The organism is Salipiger sp., assembly GCF_059781815.1.
In genome coordinates this window covers 1-20,244 of the sequence record NZ_JBYNAH010000077.1, presented here as the reverse complement: position 1 = coordinate 20,244, position 20,244 = coordinate 1, and the positions used below count along the sequence as shown (strand labels likewise).

The window sequence follows — 20,244 nt, the reverse complement described above, 5'->3', positions numbered from 1 at the left end:
TGGTCGCGCTGGCCCGTCCCGAATGGCTGGTCGAGATCGACGCCACCGCCGTGATTCCGGACTGAGACCGGCATGGGCGCGTCGCGACGCGCCCGCGCCACAAGCCCGCAGCCAACCCGGGGCGGATCTCCGCGCCCGACGGAGTTCACATGACCTTTTCCATCATAGGCCACTGCGTCGAAACCGGCATGTTCGGCGTCGCGATCGCGTCATCTTCTCCTGCGGTGGCGGCGCGCTGCGCCTTCGCGCGCGCGGGCGTCGGCGCCGTGGCGACCCAGAACGTCACCGACCCACGGCTCGGACCCCACGCGCTCGACCTGATGGCGAGCGGCGCCAGCCCGCACGAGGCTCTGGCGATCCTCGAGCGCCGCGGCGCCCACATGGCCTATCGGCAGGTGCTGGCGCTTGATCGCTCCGGGCAGGCAGCGGTCTTTTCCGGCAAGAACGTGCTCGGTATGTGGTCCGAGGCCCAGACCCGCGACGCCGCCGCCGCAGGCAATCTGCTGGCCGATGCCGGGGTGCCGGAAGTGATGGTGCAGGCCTTCTCCAACGGCCGAGGCCATCTCGGGCTGCGGCTCCTCGGTGCACTGCGCGCAGGCCTCGAGGCCGGCGGCGAGGAGGGCCCGGTCCATTCCGCAGGGCTGCTGCTGGTCGACCGGGAAAGCTGGCCGCTGGCCGAGCTGCGCATCGACTGGTCGCGGGATTGCCCGATCACCGCGCTCGAAGACGCCTATGAGGTCTACGCCCCGCAGATGTACGACTACGTCTCCCGGGCGCTCGACCCGGCTAGGGCGCCCTCCTACGGCGTTCCGGGCGACGAGTAGGGGCGCTTCCGCCGCGCCCACGGCAGGAGTGACCTCCCCGCTCTGTCCTGCGCCAGGCCCGGTTCTTGCGCGCGGCGGTCGGAGCGCGCTGCGTCGAGGCCGGGCGCGCCCTACCCCTCGCCCTCGGCAACCCGCGCCGCGCGCCTTTTCTGCGGAGGAAGCCCGATCACTCCGGCGCGGCCTCCCCGGTCAGATCGGCAATCAGGGCCTTCATCTCGGCGATCTCCTTGACCTGCGCCTCGATGATGCCGTCGGCAAGGTCTCGGACCCGCGGATCCTCGATATTGGCGCGGCGCGACGTCATGATCGCGATGGAGTGGTGCGGGATCATCGCGCGCATGTAGCTGACATCGCCGACAGTGGTCTGCGAGCGCACCAGCCAGAGACTGACCGCGGCGACCACCACGCTCCCGGCAAAGATCGCGATATTCGCGGTGCGGTTGGTGTACATCGACAGCATGAAGCCGAGCATGATGATCGCCATCACCGCCCCCATCAGAAGCGCCATGTAGGTGCGGGTCTCGGAATAGGTGACGTGATCGAGTTCGTAGGTGTTGAGATACATCAGACCGAACATCACGACCGTCGAGGTGACGATCATCGCTGCGAAGCGACCGTATGACATGGCAAATTCTCCTTTAAGAACCCGGGATCAACGACGAACCCCGCGCAAGGTTTCCGGGTCTTTGCAGAGCTGTCGCCGCACGGCCCCGGGAGGGACCTTCGTGGCACGCGCCCGGACAAGCCCCCGTGATCCCGCCCCGCGCATGCTTGACCGCCGCGCTTGGGTCTGGGCACACTGCCGCCCAATCACGAGCGGAGCGGCCTTGCGTATCCTTGTTGTCATCCTTCTGACCGCGGTTCTCGCCCTTGCCATGCTTCCGCAGGCGGGCATGGCGCTCGATGGTCCCGGGGACGGGCCCGCTGTGCACCACGCTCATGGCTGCCCCGACTGTCCCGACCCCGCGCCGGGCCACAGCCCATACGGCGCAAGCGAGTGCCACCACATGGCCGCTTGCTCGGCGGCCCTGCTCCCCGGCGACGAGGGCCTGCCTGTCGCGCTTGCGACAATGCCGGACCGCTTTCCCCTGCCCGCCGCCGAAACCGGGGCCGCAGTCCAGCCGAGCTGCGACCTGCCGCCTCCCCGGGTCTGAGCGTCCATCACACGGAGACCGGCCCGCACGCACGGGCCTTTCAGACAAGACAGGATCCGACACGCAGGGCGCAGCCCTCGTGCGGTCAGGGACACTCGAATGAACAAGACCATTCTCATCGGCGGCGCAGTCGCGGCAGCCGCCATCGGCGCAATCCTCGTCTTCACGGGAGACCAGCAGGAGACGCCGGCCACTGCCCAAGCCCCATCGGACGGCGCCGCCATTGTGAGCGTCATGCTGCCCGACAGCCTCTCTTCCGAAGCTCAGATCGGCGAGCGCGCTTTCAACGCCGTCTGCGCCGATTGCCACGGCGAGAGCGCGTCCGGCAAAGAGGGCTTCGGCCCACCGCTGGTGCACAAGATCTACGAGCCGTCACACCATGCCGACATGGCCTTCTTCATGGCGGTCGAGCGCGGCGTGCAGGCGCATCACTGGTCGTTCGGCAACATGCCGCCGCAGCAGGGTCTCACCCGCGCCGATGTTGCCGGGATCGTCACTTATGTGCGTGAATTGCAGCGTTCCAACGGGATCAACTGAGATGACAGGACCGACCATCACCCGCCGCGCGGTCTGCGCGGGCCTCACCGCCGCCGCGCTCGCGCGACCGGCTTTTGCAAACGCCTACACCGAGATGACCGCCCGCAAGGCCTCGGTTCAGCTTGCACCCGAGGGCTACCCGGCCACCGAGGTGTGGAGCTATGACGGCACCCTCCCCGGCAGCCTGATCCGCGTCAGGCAGGGCACGCGCCTGCAGCGGCGGCTGGTGAACGCGCTCGACGTGGCGACCTCGGTGCACTGGCACGGCATCCGCATCGACAACGCCATGGATGGCGTCGCGGGGCTCACGCAGGAGCCTGTCGCCCCGGGCGCCAGCTTTGACTACGACTTCGCGCTGCCCGATGCCGGAACCTATTGGTATCACGCCCATACCAACTCGATGGAGCAGGTGGGGCGCGGGCTTTCGGGGCCGCTGATCGTCGACGAGTCCGAGGCGCCGGATGTCGACCGCGACGAGATCCTGATGCTGGGCGACTGGCTGCTCGACCCCGAGACCGGCGGCTTCATGGAGCCCTTCGACCACCCGATGATGATGAGCCATGGCGGACGCACCGGGAACCTCGCAGGCGTGAACGGGCGCTACGATTTCACGCTCACCGCCCAGAGGCATGAGCGCTTGCGCCTGCGGCTGATCAACTCGGCCAACGCCCGGATCTTCGTGCTGCGGCTGCAGGGCATGGCGGGCTGGACCGTGGCGCTCGACGGGATGCCGCTGCCGGCCCCGGAGGCCGTCGAGGGCGAGATCATCCTCGCCCCGGCGCAGCGGGTCGACCTGATCGTCGATGTCACCGCCGAAGAGGGCAGCCCAGCCGGGCTTCTGATGGCTCAGGACGACGACAGCTGGGTGGCGCTCGCCGACATGACCATCTCGGGCAGCAGCGCCCGGGTCGCACGCCCCGCGCCCGCGGCGCTGCCGCCTAATCCGCGCATGGACCTGCCGGATCTCGCGCAGGCGCGACAGCTCGAGATGGCGATGGAGGGCGGCGCCATGGCCGGCATGGAGAGTGCGCTGTTCGAAGGCGCGCGTCTCGGCTTCCGCGAGCTGGCCTCGCGCGGGCAGTTCTGGGCGCTGGCCGGTCAGGCCGGGCGCAGCGACACGCCCTTCGCCAGCCTCTCGCGGGGCGAGACGGTGCGGCTGCGGCTGAGCAACGAGACGGTGTTTCCCCACGGCATGCACCTGCACGGGATGCATTTCCGGGAGGTGCGCGGCGATGGCAGCCTCGGCCCGCTGCGCGACACCATCCTGAGCCTGCCGCGCGAGCCGCTCGAGATCGCCTTCGTTGCGGACAACCCCGGGAAATGGCTGTTCCATTGCCACATGCTCGCCCATGCGGCGGCCGGCATGACCACCTGGATCGACGTAGCCTGACCGGCTCGGGGAGCTAGATGATCACGAGGCATAACAAACTAGATGATCACGAGGCATAACAAAAAGGACCAACAGCAATGAAGAAGACGGCACTCGCACTGGCTTTGATCGCGGCCGGCACCGCAGCGCTCGCGCATGGCGGGGTCAAGAACAAGGATGTGCTCGCGCGCATGGAGGTGATGAAGACGATCGGTGACCAGATGAAGGTGATCGGCAGCATGGCCAAGGGCGATGCCGCCTTCGACGCGGATGCGGTGAATGCGGCCCTGACCGAGATCGCCGCGCAATCGGCGCAGGTGCCCGCGACGTTCGAGACCCCGGCGACAGACCCGAAATCCGAGGCGCTTCCGGTGATCTGGGAGCAATGGGAGCGCTTCACCGAGCACGCCCGCGCTATGGAAACCGTGGCCGGCGGGTTGGCCGGCACCGTCTCGGCCCCGTCGGATCTCGGGCCGGCGCTCGGACAGCTCGGGAAAACCTGCAAGGCCTGCCACGCGACCTATCGGGAATGAGACACCGCCGCCGGGCCTCGCGGGCGGCGCGCCGCCCGCGGTGATCTGTCTGCAGTCGGGCCTTGGCGCGCAACGGTCAGACCCCCTGCGCCCTTCAGCGAGGCGCGCCGCTCGTCGCGGCAGAAAGTAGCCCCCGCGACCCCGAAAAGGCGATCCGCTTACGGCAGGTCGACCGCCTCGGGCGCGGCCTTTTGCAGCGCTGCCGGCGCGAAATGGGCCAGCATTTCCTCGGTGGTGACGGCCTCGCCCTTCACCACGCCCTTTGACAGGACCCAGTCGGCTTCCTCCACCAGAAGCTCTGCAAGCGCGGTGTCGAGCTTGAGGCCGATCTCGACATCCTGCCACATCGCCGACAGGCCCTCGGGAGTCATCGCCCCCTGCATCGAGGCGCTGACCGCCTCCATCGCGGCCTCGGGATCGGCCTTCACGTCCGCATCGGCCTTGGCGAGCGCCGCCATGAAGGCATCGAGGACCTCAGCGCGCTCGCCGGTCATCTCCGGCGATGCCGCGAGGATGTAATGCACCTCGTAGCCGGGCACCCGCAGCTCGCTGTAATCCTCTCCAAGCGTGTTCGAGGCAGCGGTGTAGAAGCTCGGGAAGGGCACGATGGCGTCGAGATCGCCGCGCGCCAGCGCCGGCACCAGATCCGGCGGCGCGGCGCCGATCACCTCGGCCTCGACCCCGGCATCGCCGAGGATTTCGTCGAGGTAGAAATTGACGTTGGTGCCGATGGTGGTGCCGATCTTCTTGCCGGCAAGATCAGCCGGAGACGCGACCTCACCGGAGGCGGTGTTGACGATGACGCGCGAGCCGGTGAAGCGCGCGAGGTCGCCGATCACGGCAAACTCCTGCCCGGTCAGGGCGCCCACGGCGGCGGGGAATTCCGCCATGAAGGTCACGTCGACCTGACCGCCGATCATCGCCTCGAAGCCCTCACGGCCGGTGCGGAAGGCAACGAACTCGATGTCGAGACCGGCGTCTTCGAAATAGCCCTTCTGGATCGCCACATCGACCTGCGGGGTCTGCGGGTTCGGGGTCCATGCAAAGGTCAGCTCCTCGGCGCTGGCCCCGAGCGGAGCGAGCAGCGCGGCGGCCAGTGCCAGTGTGGAAAAATGGTTCACGGTAAGTCTCCCTTAGAGGCTGTCTGCGAGTTCGGTCTTGGGGTGAAGGAGGTCGAGAATGTCGTCCCGGATCTCCAGAAGATCGTTGCCAGAGCGGCTGAAGGCGCGCGGGCGCTCCTGCGTCAGGTGGTAGTGGCGGATCAGCCGCCCCGGCGCCTGGCTCGTGACCTGCACGTGATCCGAGAGCAGAAGCGCCTCGTCCACGTCATGGGTCACGAAGAGCACGGTGGCGCGATGCTTGCGCCAGATGTTGAGCAGCAGCTCGTGCATCACCAGCCGGGTCTGCGCGTCGAGCGCGCCGAAGGGCTCGTCCATCAGCAGCACCTTGGGCCCGACCGCGAAGGTGCGCGCGATGGCGACCCGTTGCTTCATGCCGCCCGAGAGCTGCTGCGGGTACTTGTCCGCATGGGCCTCGAGCCCGACCTCGGCCAGCGCCGCGCGGGCGCGGTCGATCTCGTCGCGCTTGGACAACCCGAACTGCTTGAGCCCGTAGCGGACGTTGTTGAGCGCGGTGAACCACGGGAACAGTGCGTACTGCTGGAAGATCACGCCGACCTCGGGGGACGGGCCGGTGATCGGCTTGCCGTCGAGGCGCAAGCTGCCCTCGGAGGGCTGCACGAAGCCTGCGATGGCGTTCATCAACGTGGACTTGCCGCAGCCCGAGGGCCCGATCAGCGCAGTGAAGGTGCCGGGCTCGAGCACGTGCGAGGTGCGCGCGAGCGCCGTCACCGGCCCTTGCCGGCCCTTGAAGCGGATCACCACGTCGTCGATCTCGACGCGGCCTTTCAGATCGTCAGCCATCAGCCCTGCTCCCAGTGCACGAGTTTCTTGCCGATGGCGTGGACGATGAGGTCCGCCACCGCGCCGAGGATGCCGAGGATGATCAGCAGCGAGAACATCCGGTCGGTGCGCACGTATTGCCGCGCCTCCTGAAGCCGGAAGCCGATGCCCGAGGAGGCGCCGGAAAGCTCGGCGGCCACGAGGCTCAGGAAGGCCAGCGCCACGCCAAGCCGGATGCCGGCGAAGATGTGCGGCGCGGCGGCGGGCAGCACCACGGTGAGGAACTCGCGCATCTTCGAGGCCCCGAGCGAGCGCGATGCGCGCAGGTAGGTTTCGGGCACGTATTCCATGCCGTGATGGGTGTTGAACCAGACCGTGAGGAACACGGTGTAGCTCACCACGAAGTATTTCGAGCCCTCGCCGATGCCGAACCAGACGATCGCAACCGGTACCAGCGCGATGGCCGGGATCGGGCGCAGCAGGTTTAGGAACGGGTTGAGCAGGGTGCGGACCAGCGCCACGCGCCCGGTCAGCAGCCCCAGCGCGACGCCCAGCGTCGCGCCGATGCCGAAGCCAACGCCGGCCCGGCCCAGCGACTTCGCGAGGTCCTTCTGCAGCGTGCCGTTCTGCCACATCTCGACCGTGGCGGACCACACCGACCACGGCGCCGGAAAGATCGCCTCCTTCACCACGCCCGAGGCCCCCACCAGCGCCCAGATGCCAAGGATGAAGGCAAAGGAGATCAGCGGCAGCCCTGCCTTCGCGCCCCATTTCGCGCCGTGCGAGAGGAAGGGGGCGATCCTTGGCGATGTGCGTCCTGTAGTCGGGTCTTCGCTCATGTCGGTCACAGCCATGTCACCTGCTCCGCGCTGTAGCGATGCGCCCGGAAGCAGCCATTGTGAGAGCCCTTGATGAACTGGTTCAGCGGGGCCGGGTATTCGGCGAAGTCCGGGATCACGAATTCCCAGACCGTCTCGCCTGCGGGCGTCACCTCGAAGAGCCGGCCAAAGGCGCTCTCGCAGATCAGGGTGTTGCCGTTCGGAAGACGTTCGGCGCTGCCCATGAAGGGGGAGAAGAAGCTCGGCGCGTTGGGATCTGTGTAGTCCCAAGTGACCTCCATGGTCGCGGGATCGAACTCGAGCGCGCGCGAGAACGGGTTCGAAGACCCCACGCGCAGGTTGCCGTTGTCGAAGACCAGCACCGTGCCGCCCGCCATCATGATCGGCGTGTGCTGCTGGGCGACGAGATCGGGCCCGGCGTGCCAGACGATGCGGCCGGAGGCCTTCTCGACCGCGATCACGCCCGAGGTGGTGCGCAGGCTCATCAGGATCAGCCCGGTCTCGGTTTCGGAGACACCGTTGATCATCGGCCAGTGACGGCGGTCGAAGATCGGGTGCACCGGCAGGTCCGCCGGGTCGATGTGATCCCAGATGCACCACTCCCAGACGACCTCGCCCTTGCGGTTCACCTGCCGGACGATGTCGGACTGGAAGATGCCGTCGGCGCCGTCCTTGCGCGGGTCGCCGCCGCAGATGCGTTTTGCCAGATGCGCCGGAAGCTCGGCGGCCACGGTGTAGAGCAGGTCGCCATTGGGCAGCCACTGGGCGTCGTGATGGTGGTAGATGTCCTCGTGGCGCCAGACGATCTCGCCCTCGGGCGTCGCCTCGTAGAAATCGCCGCCGTGCCAGAGATCCCATGCCGGGTAGAGCGCCGCCGAGGTGGCGTGGCTGCCGTTATAGCCGAGATTGCCGTTGGGCAGCAGCACCGCATCGCGGCCCGGACGCACGGGCATGTGCCACTGGTGCGCGATGCGGCCCTCGATATCCACCATGTCGACCACGCCGCCGCCGGTCTGGCGGGCATAGAGCGTGTAGCCGCCAGCGCTTTTCGCGCGGTCGAGCGCGGTCAGCCCGAGCCGACGCCGTTCCAGCGTCACCGCGCTGGCCTGTTCCGGGTCGAAAGTGCCTTTCGTCGTATCCAGCATCGCCGTCTCCTGTCCGCTGTAAAACGTTTTAATGCACTATTGCCTTGCAGCCGGCGTCATTAAAACGCTTTAATGCAGTCATTGCGTCGATTTCCTCATGACGCTGCGTGGAGAGGCGGAAATAACCGTCAGGCGCACAAGAAGCAGGCGGAGCTTGTATGGATCAGGATCAGACCGGCGCCCGCAAACGGGCCACGATCAAGGATGTGGCGCGCCTTGCGGGGGTTTCACCGGGCACGGTTTCCAATGCTCTGAGCGGAAAGCGCCGTGTCGATTCCCAGACCCAGAAGCGCATCACCTTCGCGATCGAGACGCTGGGCTATGTGCCGAACCTTGCGGCGCGGGGCATGCGCACCGGGCGCGCTGGCACCATCGCGATCTTTTCCTCGATGCCGACCGCCGTGGCCGCGGGACCGGCGCGGCTCGGCTTCCTGATGGAGCTGGCGGCCTCCGCCGCGGTGACCGCGCTCGAGAGCAACACCGCGTTGCTGCTCGTGCCGCCGATTGCCGACCCGGCCGCCGCGCTCTCCACCATCGCTTTCGACGGCGCGATCCTGGTCGAGCCCGAGCGCGAAGACCCATTCCTCAAGCTGCTGCAGTCGCGCGGGCTGCCCACCATGGTCATCGGCCCGGCCTCGGACACGCAGCCTCTGGCGGTTCGTCTCGACTATGACCGCATGGCGAATTTGCTGTTCGACCATCTCGCGGACGCCGGCGGCCGCGATATCCTGCTGGTGCTTGGCCAAAGCGACCGCGCGTCCAACACGACGTTTCGCACGGTGTTCGAGCGCCGTGGCGCCGAACAGGGGATCTCGGTCAACGTCATCGCCCTGCCCGAAGCCAAGGCCGAGGCAGACGCCACCCTCGCCATGAAGGCCTATGTCGCCGAGCACGGCGCCCCCGATGCGGTGATGGTGCCAATCGACGCTATGGCGACGGGGGTGATGACGGCCCTGCGCGATCTCGGCCTCAGCGTCCCGGGGCAGGTTCGTGTCGCGACCCGCTATGACGGTCTGCGCGCGCGCAGCGAGACCCCGGCCCTCACGGCGCTCAACCTGCGGCTCGATCTGGTGGCCGAAGCAGCCACCAAGGGGCTGGTCGATGCCCTGCGCACCGGCTCGTCCGAGGGTTCGAGCAGCGCTCCGGTTCCCGAGCTGATCGTCAGGGGCTCCACCGTGGCGGTCTGACGGCGCTCACCGTCGGCTCATACCGGCGGCATGCGCAAGCAGCAGGCTGCTCTCCGAGTTCACCACCCCCGGCACGCCCCGGATCTGGCGCAGGATGGAATCGAAATCCACCAGGCTCGCGGTGCGGATATCCACCACGAGGTCCCAGGCGCCGTTGGTCGACCAGATCGTCGTGACCCCGGGGATCTTGGCCAGCGCTCGGATCACCTGATGCGACATCTGCCCCTGAAGCTCGACCATGGTGATGGCGCGCACCTCGCCCTCGACATCGACATCGGTCTCGATGGTGAAGCGCCGGATCCGCCCGGACCGCACCAGCTGGTCAAGCCGCGTGCGCACAGTGGTCCGCGACAACCCGGTGATGTGGGCAAGCTCGGTCACCGACCTACGTGCATCGTCACGCAGCGCCGAGATCAGCGCCTGATCGGACTGGGACAGCGCCGCCGCTGCATCGGGAGAGGCTTGATCGTTTTGCATGATCAGCTTTTCATTTTGCGCAATATAATGTGCCTTTTGATCACCTGATCCGTCGAAAAAGTCAACTCGGCATGGGACAAGGCGCCAACCACGGATCTCTTGCGGAAAGGACCATCGACATGCCCGGAACCTGTGCCCTGCTCGGAGCCCCCATCGAGACCGGCGCCTCGCAGCGCGGCTGCATCATGGGGCCGGCCAGCCTGCGCACCGCGGGGCTTGCCGAAGGCCTCGCCGGGCTTGGCTGGGAGGTCTCGGACCGCGGCGATGTGAGCATCGCGGCGCAGCCGCCGCAGCCGCACGCCAACCCGGCACTGCATCACCTCGCCGAAACCTCGGCCTGGATCGCCGCTCTGCACGCTGCCGCTTACGAGGCCGGCGCCGCCTGCGATCTGCCGATCTTCATGGGCGGCGATCACTCGATGGCGGCGGGCACCGTGCCCGCCATGGCGCGCCGCGCGAGGGAGGCGGACCGTCCGCTCTTCGTGCTCTGGCTCGATGCGCACCCGGACCTGCACACGCTCGAAACCAGCGAAAGCGGCAACCTGCACGGCACGCCGGTGGCCTATTTCACCGGCCAGCCGGGCTGCGATGCCTACCCGGCCCTGCCCGCCACGGTCGACCCGCAGAACATCTGCATGATGGGCATCCGCTCGGTCGACGCGGCCGAGCAGGTCCGAATCCGCGAGCTTGGCGTCGAGGTGCACGACATGCGCGCCATCGACGAGACCGGCGTGCTCGAGCCGCTGCGCCGCTTCCTGGCCCGCGTCGGCGAGGCGAACGGCATGCTGCACGTCTCCTTCGACGTGGATTTCCTCGATCCCGCCATCGCGCCCGCGGTCGGCACCACCGTGCCCGGCGGCGCCACCTTCCGCGAGGCGCATCTGATCATGGAGACGCTCTGCGACAGCGAGCTGGTGACCTCGCTCGATCTGGTGGAGCTGAACCCGTTTCTCGACGAACGCGGCAAGACCGCGAAACTGATGTGCGACCTGACCGCGAGCCTGTTCGGCCGCCGCGTCATGGACCGCATGACCCGGAGTGCCTACTGATGACGTTTGCCCCTGCCCAAATCGCCCCGTCCGACCTCGCCTACGTGCCCTTTGTCTCGGTCGAGAACATGATGCGCCTCGTGCATCACGTCGGCATCGAGACCTTCCTCCGGGAGCTTGCCGCCCATATCGAGGCGGATTTCAAGCGCTGGCCCGAGTTCGACAAGACCCCGCGCGTTGCCTCGCATGTGCCCGGTGGGGTGATCGAGCTGATGCCGACCGCCGACACCACGCTCTACGGCTTCAAATATGTCAACGGTCACCCCAAGAACACCCGCACCGGCCACCAGACCGTGACGGCCTTCGGCGTGCTCTCGGAGGTGGTCACCGGCTACCCGGTGCTGCTGACCGAGATGACCGTGCTGACCGCGCTGCGCACGGCGGCGACCTCGGCGCTGGTGGCAAGCTACCTCGCGCCGAAGGACGCACAGGTCATGGCGATGATCGGCTGCGGTGCGCAATGCGAGTTCCAGGCCATGGCCTTCCGGGCGCTCTGCGGCATCAACCGGCTGCGGCTTTACGATCTCGACCCGAAGGCGGTCGAGAAGGCCAGCCGCAACCTCACCGCGCAGGGCTTCGAGGTGACGTGCTGCGCCTCGGGTCAGGACGCCGTCGAGGGCGCTCAGGTGATCACCACCTGCACCGCCGACAAGCAATATGCCACCATCCTGACCGACAACATGATCGGCGCCGGCCAGCACATCAACGCCATCGGCGGCGACTGCCCCGGCAAGACCGAACTGCACCGCGACATCCTGCTGCGGGCAGAGATCTTCGTCGAATACCCCGAGCAGACCCGTATCGAGGGCGAGATCCAGGCGCTTGACGCCGATCACCCGGTCACCGAGCTCTGGCAGGTGATGCGGGGCGAGGCCCCGGGGCGCCGCGATGCCCGGCAGATCACCCTGTTCGACAGCGTGGGCTTTGCGATCGAGGACTTCTCCGCCCTGCGCTACGTGCGCGAAAAGGTGCAGGACACGGCGTTTGCCGAGCCGCTCGACATGCTTGCCGACCCGGACGATCCGCGCGATCTCTTCGGGATGCTCACCCGGTCGGCGGGCTGATCGCACCCATCGCTGGACATACCCCTGCGCGGATGCGGAGACGATCCTGTCTCTGCATCCTCTGAACGTCCGATGCTGCCCCCGCGGGCGTTGCGCCGCTTTGGGTCAGCTCCTCGCAAGGGTCAGGCACTGCGCGGAGGGCGCGCAAAGCGGATCGACACGGTGCTCTGCCCTGCGTCTATGCTTTAGCGCCCCCCAATTCAGGCACTCGGCGCCGACACCTCTTCCATGATGCGTGAGAACATCGACCTCCTGAAACCGTCTCCCGCGCAGCGCTCGACCGCGGCGGATTTGCAAGGGTTCGGGAGTGGCAGATTCTCCAGCGTGAGGGTGGCGGGTCTTGTGCGGATGCATCGATCAATGCTCTCCTGATCTTCGCCTCAATGACCCGGCCCGCCGCCTCTTCTCCGTTTGCGGGAGGTCGCTGACAGGCGCGACGAAGCGGGTCCGAGGATTGATGAAGCGAAGTCATGATTGGGATCGTCACAACGCCCATTAACGCCACAGTAAGGAAGGCCACATCTGTCGGACAGAGACCGCAACCCGACAGAGGAGCCTCTAAGATGAAACGCTATATTGCCGCTTCGGCATTCGCGCTCGCTGCCGGCAGCGCCAGCGCCCAGGACGTCTCGACAACCCTGCCCGCCGCCGTGGGCCAGGTCGCCCCGGCGCTGGAGGCCTATTCGACCGACGGCCTGATCGGCGAGGTCTGGTCCGGCGAGGCAATGGCGATGCGCGACCGCGCGCTGCTGACCTTCGCCGCGCTGATGACCCGTCACGAGACCGAGTCCCTCGGCGCCCATGTGGAACTGGCGCTCGACGCGGGCGTGACCCCGGCGGAACTGTCGGAGACAGTCACCCATCTGGCCTTCTACACCGGCTGGGGCAACGCCACCGCCGCCGCCGAGGCGATGGCCCCGGTCTACGCGGCGCGCGGCGTCACCGCCGAGGATCTGCCGGCCGTCGCCCCCGAGCTGCTGGGCTACGATGAAAAGGCCGAAGCCAGCCGCCAGGAGATGGTTTCGGGCCTCTATGGCGATGTCAGCCAGGGCGTGGTCGACACCACCGAACAGATGCTCTTCCTCGACCTCTGGCGCCGCCCGGCGCTTGCCCCGCGCGACCGCAGCATGGTCACCGTGGCGGCCCTGATCGTCGCCGGCCAGCCCCAGCAGATGACCTTCCACCTCAACCGCGCCATGGACAATGGGCTGACGCAGGAGGAGGCCGGGGCGATGCTCTCACATCTCGCTTTCTACGCCGGCTGGCCGAAAGTGTTCTCGGCCCTGCCGGTCGCCAAGGACGTGTTCGAAAACCGCGGCTCGTAACACCGTGAAAGACAGGGGGAGGCGCGCAGCCCCCACGCAGGTCAAGGAGCAGACAATGAAGATTGGCATTCTCGGATCGGGCCTGATGGGCGGCACCCTCGGGAGCCTGTGGGCCGCCGCCGGGCATGACGTGCTGTTTTCCTACGCGCGCAGCGACAGCAAGCTCGCGCGGCTGGCCCAGGGGAGCGGCGGCAAGCACGGCTCGGTCTCCGACGCGGTGGAGCATGCCGACGTTCTGCTGCTGGCGGTGCACTGGAGCCGCGTCGGCGACGTGCTCGCGCAGGCCGGCGATCTCGATGGCAAGGTGGTGCTGAACTGCTGCGTGCCGCTCGACGCTGCCGACCGTGACCTCGTGGTGGGCACCACCTCCTCCGGGGCCGAGGAGCTGGCCCGGATGCGGCCCGGCGTGCGCTGGGTCTCATGCTTCAACACCACGCCGTCCGAGAGCTTTGCCCCGGTCTTCGCCCGCAAGGGACAGGCGCCCGCGCCGCAGGTGCTCACCTGTGCCGATGATGACGGCGCCAAGTGGATCGCCGGCGAGCTAATCCGCGATATCGGCTTCGAGATGCTCGACTGCGGCGGGCTGCGCAACGCCCGCTTCGTCGAGCCCTTCGCCATGGCCACCGTCGAGCTGGCCTATGTCCAGCCCGGCGGCCCCGCCCTCACATACCGTTTCGACAAGCTGCGCTGAGGCGCGGCGTTCCATTCCAAGGAGACAGATCATGAAAATCATTCGCTGCGGCAGCACCCCCTCCGCCCCCGGTCCGGCCGATTACTTCACCGGCACCGTGCGGCTCGACCCGCTGTTCCAGGCCGACGAACCGGGCCGCACCTCGGGCGCGCATGTGACCTTCGAACCCGGCGCCCGCACCGCGTGGCACACTCACCCCGCCGGGCAGACCATCATCATCACCTTCGGCCGCGGCCGGGTGCAGCGCGAGGGTGGCCCAATCGAGGAAGTCACCACCGGCGACGTGGTGTTCTTTCCGGCAGGCGAAAAGCACTGGCACGGGGCGGCGCCGGAAAACGCCATGTCGCATATCGCCATTCAGGAGAGCATCGACGGCTCGCCCGTGACTTGGCTCGAGAAGGTCTCGGACGAGCAATACGACGGCTGAGGTCCCGGCGCCGGCGGGGAGACTCGCCGGCGCCGACCGCCGGTCGCGTCTCGCGCGCGGCGTTGTACCCCCCCCCCACAAGCAAACGGGGGCGCGAAAAGCGGCCCCGTTTTTCGGTCTCGAGTGTCAGGTCAGTGCGTGCCGCTGTAGACCGGGAAGGCGCTCGCGTCGCCGTAATCCTTGGCGCTCAGCGATTTCAGCACCTCCATATCCGCCTCCGAAATCTCGAAATCCACGTCGGCATTGCTCTTCATGTGCTCCGGGTTCGCGGTCTTGGGCAGCGCCAGCAGGCCCAGCTGCAGCACATAGCGGATGCAGAGCTGCGGGATGCTCACGCCGTATTTCTGCGCGATTGCGCCAACCTCTTCGTTGTCGAGAATCTTGCCGTGGGCGATCGGCGAATAGGCCTCGACCAGCAGGCCGTTCGACTTCGAATACTCGATCAGCTCGAACGGGGTGTTGCCGACATGGGCCAGCACCTGGTTGATCATCGGCTTGATGGTCGCATTCTGCAGCAAATTGTCGAGGTCTGCCTTCTGGAAGTTCGACACCCCGATGGCACGGATCTTGCCGGCCTCCACGGCCTCTTCCAGCGCTTTCCACGCCGCGAGGTTCCCCTCGAAGAAGCGGTCTTCGCCGGCCCAGTCGGCCCAGGGCTGCGGGCTGTGGATGATCATCAGGTCGATATAGTCGAGCCCGAGAATCTCGATCGAGGCCTCGATGCCGGCCTTGGCGCCGTCGTAATCCTTGATCTCGGCGGCGAGCTTGGTCTGCACGAAGAGGTCTTCGCGCGCCACGCCGCAGGCGCGGATGCCCTCGCCCACGCCGCGCTCGTTGCCATAGGCCTGCGCGGTGTCGATGTGGCGGTAGCCGAGCTTGACGGCAGCCACGACTGCGTCGGCGACCTTGTCGTCGTCAATCATCCAGGTGCCGAGCGCCAGTTTGGGAATGGCGACGCCGTTCGGGAGGGTGTCGGTTTGTTGCAGGATCATGGAGATTTCCTTTCTTGATGCTGGCCCTTGCGGGGCCTGTGTCTCGGGTCGGAGCGGGGCCGCGCCTCGTCCGTCTGGCTCACATCTATGCGGTGGGTGCTGCGCCGATAACCGACGCCGAATGGCACGCACTCATGAGGCACTTGCATCAATCGGTGGGTTCAGCGCGCGCAAACGAAACGGGGCGCGCCCTTCCAGGCGCGCCCCGTCGCAAGGGTTGGCGTGTGATCAGACCGCCGGCAGGCGGTCGATCATCTTGTCCATGGTCAGCGGGTAGTCGCGCACCCGGACGCCGGTGGCATTGTAGACCCCGTTCGCGATGGCCGCCGCCACGCCGCAGAGCCCGAGCTCACCCACGCCCTTGGCCTTGAGCGGCGTCGCCACCCCGTCGAGCGTATCGAGGAAGATCACCTCCTGCTCGGGGATATCCGCATGCACCGCGACCTCGTAATTCGCCATGTCGTGATTGGCGAAGAAGCCGCGCCCGGTGTCGAGCGCCATGTCCTCGGAGAGCGCCGCGCCGACGCCCATCACCATGCCGCCGATGACCTGGCTGCGCGCGGTGATCGGGTTGATGATGCGGCCGGCATCGCAGACCGCGAGCATCCGGCGCACCCGCGTCTCGCCGGTATAGGCATGCACGCCCACCTCGACGAAATGCGCCCCGAAGGTGCCCATGGCGTAGCCCTTCTGGAAATCGCCCCACTGGATCGCGTCCTCGGCGGAGACCTCTTCATTGATCTCGGAGAGCGCCATGTCGGTGTCGCCCCCGGTAACGCGGCCGCCATTGAACGACGCCTCCTCAAGGCCGAGATTGCCGGCGATCTTCTCGCGCAGCGCCATGCAGGCGGCATAGACGCCCGAGGTCGAGCTCGGCGCGCCGAACTGCCCGCCGGAGCCCGACGAGACCGGGTAGGCGCTGTTGGCCATGCGCATCTCGACATCGGCCAGATCCATGCCCATGGTCTCGGCGGCGGTCTGCGCCAGGATGGTGTAGGAGCCGGTGCCGATATCGGTCATGTCGGTCTCGATGATCAGCTTGCCGCCATCAAGGATCGCCCGCGCGCCCGAGGGCATCACCAGCGCGCCGCGATAGGCCCCGGCCACGCCGTGCCCGATCAGCCAGTCGCCGTCGCGCTGACCACCGGGGCTGGTGTTGCGCTGCGACCAGTTGAAGGCCTCGGCCCCGCGCTCGAGGCACTCGACGAAGTGACGGTCGCTGAACGGGATGTCCGGGTCGGACGGGTTCACCTGCGTGTCGTTGACGATGCGGAACTGCACCGGGTCCATGCCCAGCTTCTCGGCCATCTCGTCCATCGCGATCTCGAGGGCCATTAGGCCGGAGGCCTCGCCCGGGGCGCGCATGTCGGCGGTCTCGGGCAGCGGCATGTCGACCACGTGGTTCTTCACCCGGCGGGTCTCGCCGGCGTAGAAGACCGGGGTCTGCGCGGTGGCGTTCTCGCCGCGCCCGCCGGGCAGGCAATAGGCCGCGGCCTCGTGCCAGATGCCGGTGAGCTTGCCATCGGTCCCCGCCGCGAGGCGGATGCGCTGGACGGTGGCCGAGCGGTGGGTGGTGTTGTTCATCACCATCGGGCGCGGCAGCGCCAGCTTCACCGGCACGCCGGCTGCGCGCGAACCGAGGGCGGCCAGCACCGCGTCGGCGCGCAGCCAGAGCTTGGAGCCGAAGCCGCCACCCACATAGGGGCTCTCGACGCGGATGCGCTCCTGATCGATGCCGAAGGTGGTGGCGATCGACTTGTGGTTCCAGTTGATCATCTGGTTCGAGGTCCAGACCGTCATATCCTCGCCATCCGACCAATCGACCGTGGAGGCGTGCGGTTCCATCATCGTGTGGCTCTCGGCCGGCGTATGGTACATCTGGTCAACGACCTGTGCGGCGTCGCGGAAGGCGGCGTCGACATCGCCGACCAGCGTGTCGGGCTCGCCGGTGCCCTGCACCCCCTCGAAGGCGGCGTCGAGATCGAGATCGGCGGGGGCGCCCTCCTCGTACGCGACCTCGATCAGGGCGCTGGCGGCGCGGGCCTGCTCGAACGTGTCGGCGACCACCACGGCGATGGCCTGGTGATAGTGCTGCACCTCGTCGCCGCCGAACAGGCGCGCAACGTTGTTCATGCCCTTCTCGAGCGGGTCGATCTCGAGCGTGGTCACCACGGCGCGCACGCCGGGAGCGCGGCGCGCGGCCTCGGCATCCATGCGGGTGATGCGACCATGGCCGATGCCGGCGCCAAGCGGGTAGCCGTAGAGCGCATCGGGGGCCGCGTCATTGCGCTCGTAGGCGTAGGGCGCGGTGCCGGTGACCTTGAGCGGGCCGTCGATGCGCTGCATCGGCTTGCCCACGACCTTGGCGTCGTCGAAGAGATTGTGTTCGACCGGTTTGGTGAATTCCATCTCAGGACTCCTTCAGCATGGCCGCGAGCGTGCGCTCGGCGAGGGTAATCTTGAAGGCGTTCTCCTCGGTGGGGCGGGCGCCGTCGAGCAGCACCGACATCACCGCGGAGGCACCGTTGGGCAGCTCGGCATCGGCGGCGTCGGAGCGCCACGGCTTCGGTGCCACGCCGCCAAGCGCCACCCGGCCGGAGCCGTCGGCCTGACGGATCAGCGCCACCGAGACCAGCGCGAAGGCATAGGAGGCGCGGTCGCGGACCTTGTGATACGCCTGCAGGCCGCCCACTGGCGCGGGCAGGCGCACATGGGTGATGAGCTCTCCCGGCATCAGCGTGGTCTCCTGCTCCGGCGTGTCGCCGGGCAGCAGGTGAAACTCCTCGAGCGGTATCTCGCGGGTCATGCCGGTGGGGGTCACCGTCTCGACCACCGCATCGAGCGCGCGCATCGCCACCGCCATGTCGGACGGGTGGGTCGCGATGCAGGCCTCCGAGGTGCCGATCACGCCGAGCTGGCGCGAGAAGGCCCCTTCGGTCAGCGCGCCGCAGCCGGAGCCCGGCACGCGCTTGTTGCAGGGCATGTTGGTGTCGTAGAAATACGGGCACCGCGTGCGCTGAAGCAGGTTGCCGCCGGTGGTCGCCTTGTTGCGCAGCTGGCCGGTGGCCCCTGCGGCGATGGCGCGGGTCAACAGCGGGTAGTCGCGGCGGATGCGGGCATCGGCGGAGAGCGCAGTGTTGGTCACCAGCGTGCCGATGCGCAGCCCGCCCTCCTCGGTCTCGGTGATCTCGTCAAGCCCGAGCCCGTTCACGTCGATGACGTGAAGCGGGGTCTCGATCTCGAGCTTCATCAGGTCGAGCAAGTTGGTGCCCCCGGCGAGGAACTTGGCGCCCTCGACCTCTGCCGCGCGTGCCGCGGCGGCTGTGGGATCGGCGGGTTTCTCGTAGGAAAAGGCCCTCATGCGCTTTCCTCCGCAACCTGGGTGATGGCGGCGAGGATGTTGGCATAGGCGCCACAGCGGCAGATATTGCCCGACATGCGCTCGCGGATCTCGGCATCGGTGATGGCGATCTCGGCGGTCAGGTCGCCGGTGACATGGCTCGGGATGCCGGCGCGGATCTCCTCGATGACCTTGCGGGCGGACTGGATCTGACCCGGCGTGCAATAGCCGCACTGGAAACCGTCATGCTCGACGAAGGCGGCCTGCATCGGGTCGAGGCTTTCGGGCTGGCTGATGCCCTCGATGGTCTCGACCTCGTCGCCGTCATGCATCACCGCGAGGCTCAGGCAGGAGTTGATGCGCTCGCCGTTCACCGTGCAGGTGCAGGCGCCGCACTGGCCGTGATCGCAGCCCTTCTTGGTTCCGGTGAGCTTGAGATGCTCGCGCAACGCATCGAGCAGCGTGGTGCGGTTGTCGACGGTCAGCTCGCGCGGCTGGCCGTTGACGGTGAGCGTGACGGTCGAGGTCTCGGGCCCCGCCGGCGCCCCGGCGGATTGCGCCGCGGCACCGCGACGGCTGGCGGCAGAAAACGCCGCGGCGGCGGCGGTTCCGGCCAGCAGGGTACGGCGGCGCAGGCTGAAATCGATGGGTGGGCTCATAAGAGATCCTTCCTCTCGCAGGGGACAGTCGGGGCGGAACAGGGCCGCGCCGGGGAAACGTGATTGGGGGAATGCTAGGGCCGAAACACAGCAAGCAAAGCGCTTGTCGCCTCATGACAAAGATCGACGAGGCTCATGAAACCAAACCGATTTTCGGGCGTTGACTGACCATTTGAGCAAGCCGCCGCCGCGCCTCTTCTCCGGGCCTGCGCAGGCTCTGGCCAGCGGCCATCTGCGGGCCGTTCGATCGCCCCGCCCCCGCTGATCCTCCTGCAAGACAGGCACCCGCGGCGCTGAAACGAGCGTGGCTGCCGCGTCGCGCATGCCCGATACGCGTCCCGTCTGGCCCGCGCGTTGAGGCAGCACCCGTCTCGCACCGGGGCGCGTGAGCACCGCCACCGCTTGACAGGCTCGGCGCCCTCGCAGAGATTGCGCGCAGCAAGGCCCGCGCCCAGCCGGATCGAGACGATCCCCCTCCCCCCAACACGCTCGCCACGTACCGGACCTGACCAGGCCCGCGTCCTGGCGTCAGCCCAGACGAGGTTCCCATGCAGCGCGCCGATGCCACGCTCGAAATCGACAGCACCACCCCCATCGCGACCTTCCGCAGCTACGCCGCCCGGGCCGAACGCCCCGTCACCGAGAGCGGCGAAAGCCTCACCGTGACGCTGCCGCGCGGCTCGCTCACCGTGACACCGGACGGCGCGGGCACCCGCCTCAGGCTCGACAGT

At 67.8% G+C, this 20,244-nt stretch carries 20 protein-coding genes and 1 pseudogene; 11 read left to right on the top strand and 10 right to left on the bottom strand.

From position 1 onward, the window contains the following. Positions 1-149 precede the first annotated feature (149 nt). Entirely contained in the window at positions 150-824 is a 675-nt protein-coding gene (locus AC6RA4_RS11070) for a DUF1028 domain-containing protein (RefSeq protein WP_500160267.1), read from the top strand. A gap of 166 nt (positions 825-990) precedes the next feature. On the opposite strand, the gene AC6RA4_RS11065 is transcribed toward AC6RA4_RS11070, so the two are convergent. Continuing rightward, entirely contained in the window at positions 991-1,449 is a 459-nt protein-coding gene (locus tag AC6RA4_RS11065; RefSeq protein WP_500160265.1) for a DUF305 domain-containing protein, read from the bottom strand. A gap of 628 nt (positions 1,450-2,077) precedes the next feature. Here AC6RA4_RS11065 and AC6RA4_RS11060 point away from each other — a divergent pair. The 3 genes from AC6RA4_RS11060 (at position 2,078) to AC6RA4_RS11050 (ending at position 4,417) form a co-directional block, all read left to right on the top strand. After that, positions 2,078-2,515 (top strand): c-type cytochrome, encoded by a 438-nt coding sequence (locus AC6RA4_RS11060; RefSeq protein WP_500160263.1) that lies wholly within the window; start codon positions 2,078-2,080, stop codon positions 2,513-2,515. Between the two features lies 1 nt (position 2,516). Beyond that, positions 2,517-3,905 (top strand): multicopper oxidase family protein, encoded by a 1,389-nt coding sequence (locus tag AC6RA4_RS11055; protein ID WP_500160261.1) that lies wholly within the window; start codon positions 2,517-2,519, stop codon positions 3,903-3,905. Positions 3,906-3,982: 77 nt separating this feature from the next. Beyond that, positions 3,983-4,417, top strand: a complete 435-nt coding sequence (locus AC6RA4_RS11050; protein WP_500160260.1) for a c-type cytochrome — start codon at positions 3,983-3,985, stop codon at positions 4,415-4,417. 158 nt (positions 4,418-4,575) lie between these two features. Here the strand turns inward: AC6RA4_RS11050 and AC6RA4_RS11045 are convergent, their stop codons facing one another. The 4 genes from AC6RA4_RS11045 to AC6RA4_RS11030 are packed head-to-tail and all read right to left on the bottom strand — an operon-like array spanning position 4,576 to position 8,302. Then, positions 4,576-5,538 carry an ABC transporter substrate-binding protein gene (locus AC6RA4_RS11045; RefSeq protein ID WP_500160258.1) on the bottom strand — a complete coding sequence of 321 codons (963 nt, stop codon included), beginning with the start codon at positions 5,536-5,538 and terminating at the stop codon, positions 4,576-4,578. 12 nt (positions 5,539-5,550) lie between these two features. Beyond that, entirely contained in the window at positions 5,551-6,339 is a 789-nt protein-coding gene (locus tag AC6RA4_RS11040; RefSeq protein WP_500160256.1) for an ABC transporter ATP-binding protein, read from the bottom strand. Further along, entirely contained in the window at positions 6,339-7,172 is an 834-nt protein-coding gene (locus tag AC6RA4_RS11035; protein ID WP_500160254.1) for an ABC transporter permease, read from the bottom strand. Before AC6RA4_RS11035 ends, AC6RA4_RS11040 begins: the two co-directional genes overlap by 1 nt. Next, a complete protein-coding gene (locus AC6RA4_RS11030) occupies positions 7,163-8,302 on the bottom strand; it encodes an aryl-sulfate sulfotransferase (RefSeq protein WP_500160252.1) in 1,140 nt (379 codons plus the stop codon). Before AC6RA4_RS11030 ends, AC6RA4_RS11035 begins: the two co-directional genes overlap by 10 nt. Before the next feature lie 158 nt (positions 8,303-8,460). Between AC6RA4_RS11030 and AC6RA4_RS11025 the strand changes: the two genes are divergently transcribed. Next, positions 8,461-9,489 carry a substrate-binding domain-containing protein gene (locus AC6RA4_RS11025; RefSeq protein WP_500160250.1) on the top strand — a complete coding sequence of 343 codons (1,029 nt, stop codon included), beginning with the start codon at positions 8,461-8,463 and terminating at the stop codon, positions 9,487-9,489. A 6-nt stretch (positions 9,490-9,495) separates the two neighbouring features. Here the strand turns inward: AC6RA4_RS11025 and AC6RA4_RS11020 are convergent, their stop codons facing one another. Beyond that, positions 9,496-9,966 (bottom strand): Lrp/AsnC family transcriptional regulator, encoded by a 471-nt coding sequence (locus tag AC6RA4_RS11020; RefSeq protein WP_500160248.1) that lies wholly within the window; start codon positions 9,964-9,966, stop codon positions 9,496-9,498. Between the two features lie 119 nt (positions 9,967-10,085). Here AC6RA4_RS11020 and rocF point away from each other — a divergent pair, with 119 nt between their 5' ends. The 5 genes from rocF to AC6RA4_RS10995 all read left to right on the top strand — a co-directional run bounded on the left by rocF (position 10,086) and on the right by AC6RA4_RS10995 (position 14,522). Then, positions 10,086-11,015: an arginase gene (gene rocF / locus AC6RA4_RS11015; RefSeq protein WP_500160246.1), complete on the top strand. Its 930-nt coding sequence runs from the start codon at positions 10,086-10,088 to the stop codon at positions 11,013-11,015. Then, a complete protein-coding gene (ocd, locus tag AC6RA4_RS11010; protein WP_500160244.1) occupies positions 11,015-12,079 on the top strand; it encodes an ornithine cyclodeaminase in 1,065 nt (354 codons plus the stop codon). Before rocF ends, ocd begins: the two co-directional genes overlap by 1 nt. Before the next feature lie 563 nt (positions 12,080-12,642). After that, positions 12,643-13,404, top strand: a complete 762-nt coding sequence (locus tag AC6RA4_RS11005; RefSeq protein WP_500160242.1) for a carboxymuconolactone decarboxylase family protein — start codon at positions 12,643-12,645, stop codon at positions 13,402-13,404. A 55-nt stretch (positions 13,405-13,459) separates the two neighbouring features. Continuing rightward, positions 13,460-14,095 carry an NADPH-dependent F420 reductase gene (locus tag AC6RA4_RS11000; RefSeq protein WP_500160241.1) on the top strand — a complete coding sequence of 212 codons (636 nt, stop codon included), beginning with the start codon at positions 13,460-13,462 and terminating at the stop codon, positions 14,093-14,095. 31 nt (positions 14,096-14,126) lie between these two features. Then, positions 14,127-14,522, top strand: coding sequence for a (R)-mandelonitrile lyase (locus AC6RA4_RS10995; protein WP_500160239.1), 396 nt, complete (start codon positions 14,127-14,129; stop codon positions 14,520-14,522). A gap of 131 nt (positions 14,523-14,653) precedes the next feature. Here AC6RA4_RS10995 and AC6RA4_RS10990 read toward each other — a convergent pair whose 3' ends face one another. The 4 genes from AC6RA4_RS10990 to paoA form a co-directional block, all read right to left on the bottom strand. Beyond that, the gene (locus AC6RA4_RS10990) at positions 14,654-15,514 is read right to left on the bottom strand and encodes an aldo/keto reductase (protein WP_500160238.1); all 861 of its coding nucleotides are present in this window, start codon (positions 15,512-15,514) and stop codon (positions 14,654-14,656) included. Between the two features lie 228 nt (positions 15,515-15,742). Then, positions 15,743-17,923, bottom strand: a complete 2,181-nt coding sequence (gene paoC / locus AC6RA4_RS10985; protein ID WP_500160236.1) for an aldehyde oxidoreductase molybdenum-binding subunit PaoC — start codon at positions 17,921-17,923, stop codon at positions 15,743-15,745. Position 17,924: 1 nt separating this feature from the next. Beyond that, entirely contained in the window at positions 17,925-18,875 is a 951-nt protein-coding gene (locus tag AC6RA4_RS10980; protein ID WP_500160234.1) for an FAD binding domain-containing protein, read from the bottom strand. Then, entirely contained in the window at positions 18,872-19,513 is a 642-nt protein-coding gene (gene paoA / locus AC6RA4_RS10975; protein ID WP_500160232.1) for an aldehyde dehydrogenase iron-sulfur subunit PaoA, read from the bottom strand. The genes AC6RA4_RS10980 and paoA overlap by 4 nt, the downstream gene beginning before the upstream one ends. A 548-nt stretch (positions 19,514-20,061) precedes the next feature. Between paoA and AC6RA4_RS10970 the strand changes: the two are divergent. Then, positions 20,062-20,244 (top strand): annotated as a pseudogene (locus AC6RA4_RS10970) (siderophore-interacting protein); the annotation flags it as partial.

Coding starts and splice junctions, on each gene's coding strand:
- AC6RA4_RS11060 (WP_500160263.1), top strand. CDS start 2,078: ATGAACAAGACCATTCTCATCGGCGGCGCAGTCGCGGCAGCCGCCATC.
- AC6RA4_RS11055 (WP_500160261.1), top strand. CDS start 2,517: ATGACAGGACCGACCATCACCCGCCGCGCGGTCTGCGCGGGCCTCACC.
- AC6RA4_RS10980 (WP_500160234.1), bottom strand. CDS start 18,875: ATGAGGGCCTTTTCCTACGAGAAACCCGCCGATCCCACAGCCGCCGCG.
- AC6RA4_RS11025 (WP_500160250.1), top strand. CDS start 8,461: ATGGATCAGGATCAGACCGGCGCCCGCAAACGGGCCACGATCAAGGAT.
- AC6RA4_RS11005 (WP_500160242.1), top strand. CDS start 12,643: ATGAAACGCTATATTGCCGCTTCGGCATTCGCGCTCGCTGCCGGCAGC.
- AC6RA4_RS11020 (WP_500160248.1), bottom strand. CDS start 9,966: ATGCAAAACGATCAAGCCTCTCCCGATGCAGCGGCGGCGCTGTCCCAG.
- AC6RA4_RS11030 (WP_500160252.1), bottom strand. CDS start 8,302: ATGCTGGATACGACGAAAGGCACTTTCGACCCGGAACAGGCCAGCGCG.
- ocd (WP_500160244.1), top strand. CDS start 11,015: ATGACGTTTGCCCCTGCCCAAATCGCCCCGTCCGACCTCGCCTACGTG.
- AC6RA4_RS11070 (WP_500160267.1), top strand. CDS start 150: ATGACCTTTTCCATCATAGGCCACTGCGTCGAAACCGGCATGTTCGGC.
- rocF (WP_500160246.1), top strand. CDS start 10,086: ATGCCCGGAACCTGTGCCCTGCTCGGAGCCCCCATCGAGACCGGCGCC.
- AC6RA4_RS11040 (WP_500160256.1), bottom strand. CDS start 6,339: ATGGCTGACGATCTGAAAGGCCGCGTCGAGATCGACGACGTGGTGATC.
- paoC (WP_500160236.1), bottom strand. CDS start 17,923: ATGGAATTCACCAAACCGGTCGAACACAATCTCTTCGACGACGCCAAG.
- AC6RA4_RS11000 (WP_500160241.1), top strand. CDS start 13,460: ATGAAGATTGGCATTCTCGGATCGGGCCTGATGGGCGGCACCCTCGGG.
- AC6RA4_RS11035 (WP_500160254.1), bottom strand. CDS start 7,172: ATGGCTGTGACCGACATGAGCGAAGACCCGACTACAGGACGCACATCG.
- AC6RA4_RS11050 (WP_500160260.1), top strand. CDS start 3,983: ATGAAGAAGACGGCACTCGCACTGGCTTTGATCGCGGCCGGCACCGCA.
- AC6RA4_RS11065 (WP_500160265.1), bottom strand. CDS start 1,449: ATGTCATACGGTCGCTTCGCAGCGATGATCGTCACCTCGACGGTCGTG.
- paoA (WP_500160232.1), bottom strand. CDS start 19,513: ATGAGCCCACCCATCGATTTCAGCCTGCGCCGCCGTACCCTGCTGGCC.
- AC6RA4_RS10990 (WP_500160238.1), bottom strand. CDS start 15,514: ATGATCCTGCAACAAACCGACACCCTCCCGAACGGCGTCGCCATTCCC.
- AC6RA4_RS10995 (WP_500160239.1), top strand. CDS start 14,127: ATGAAAATCATTCGCTGCGGCAGCACCCCCTCCGCCCCCGGTCCGGCC.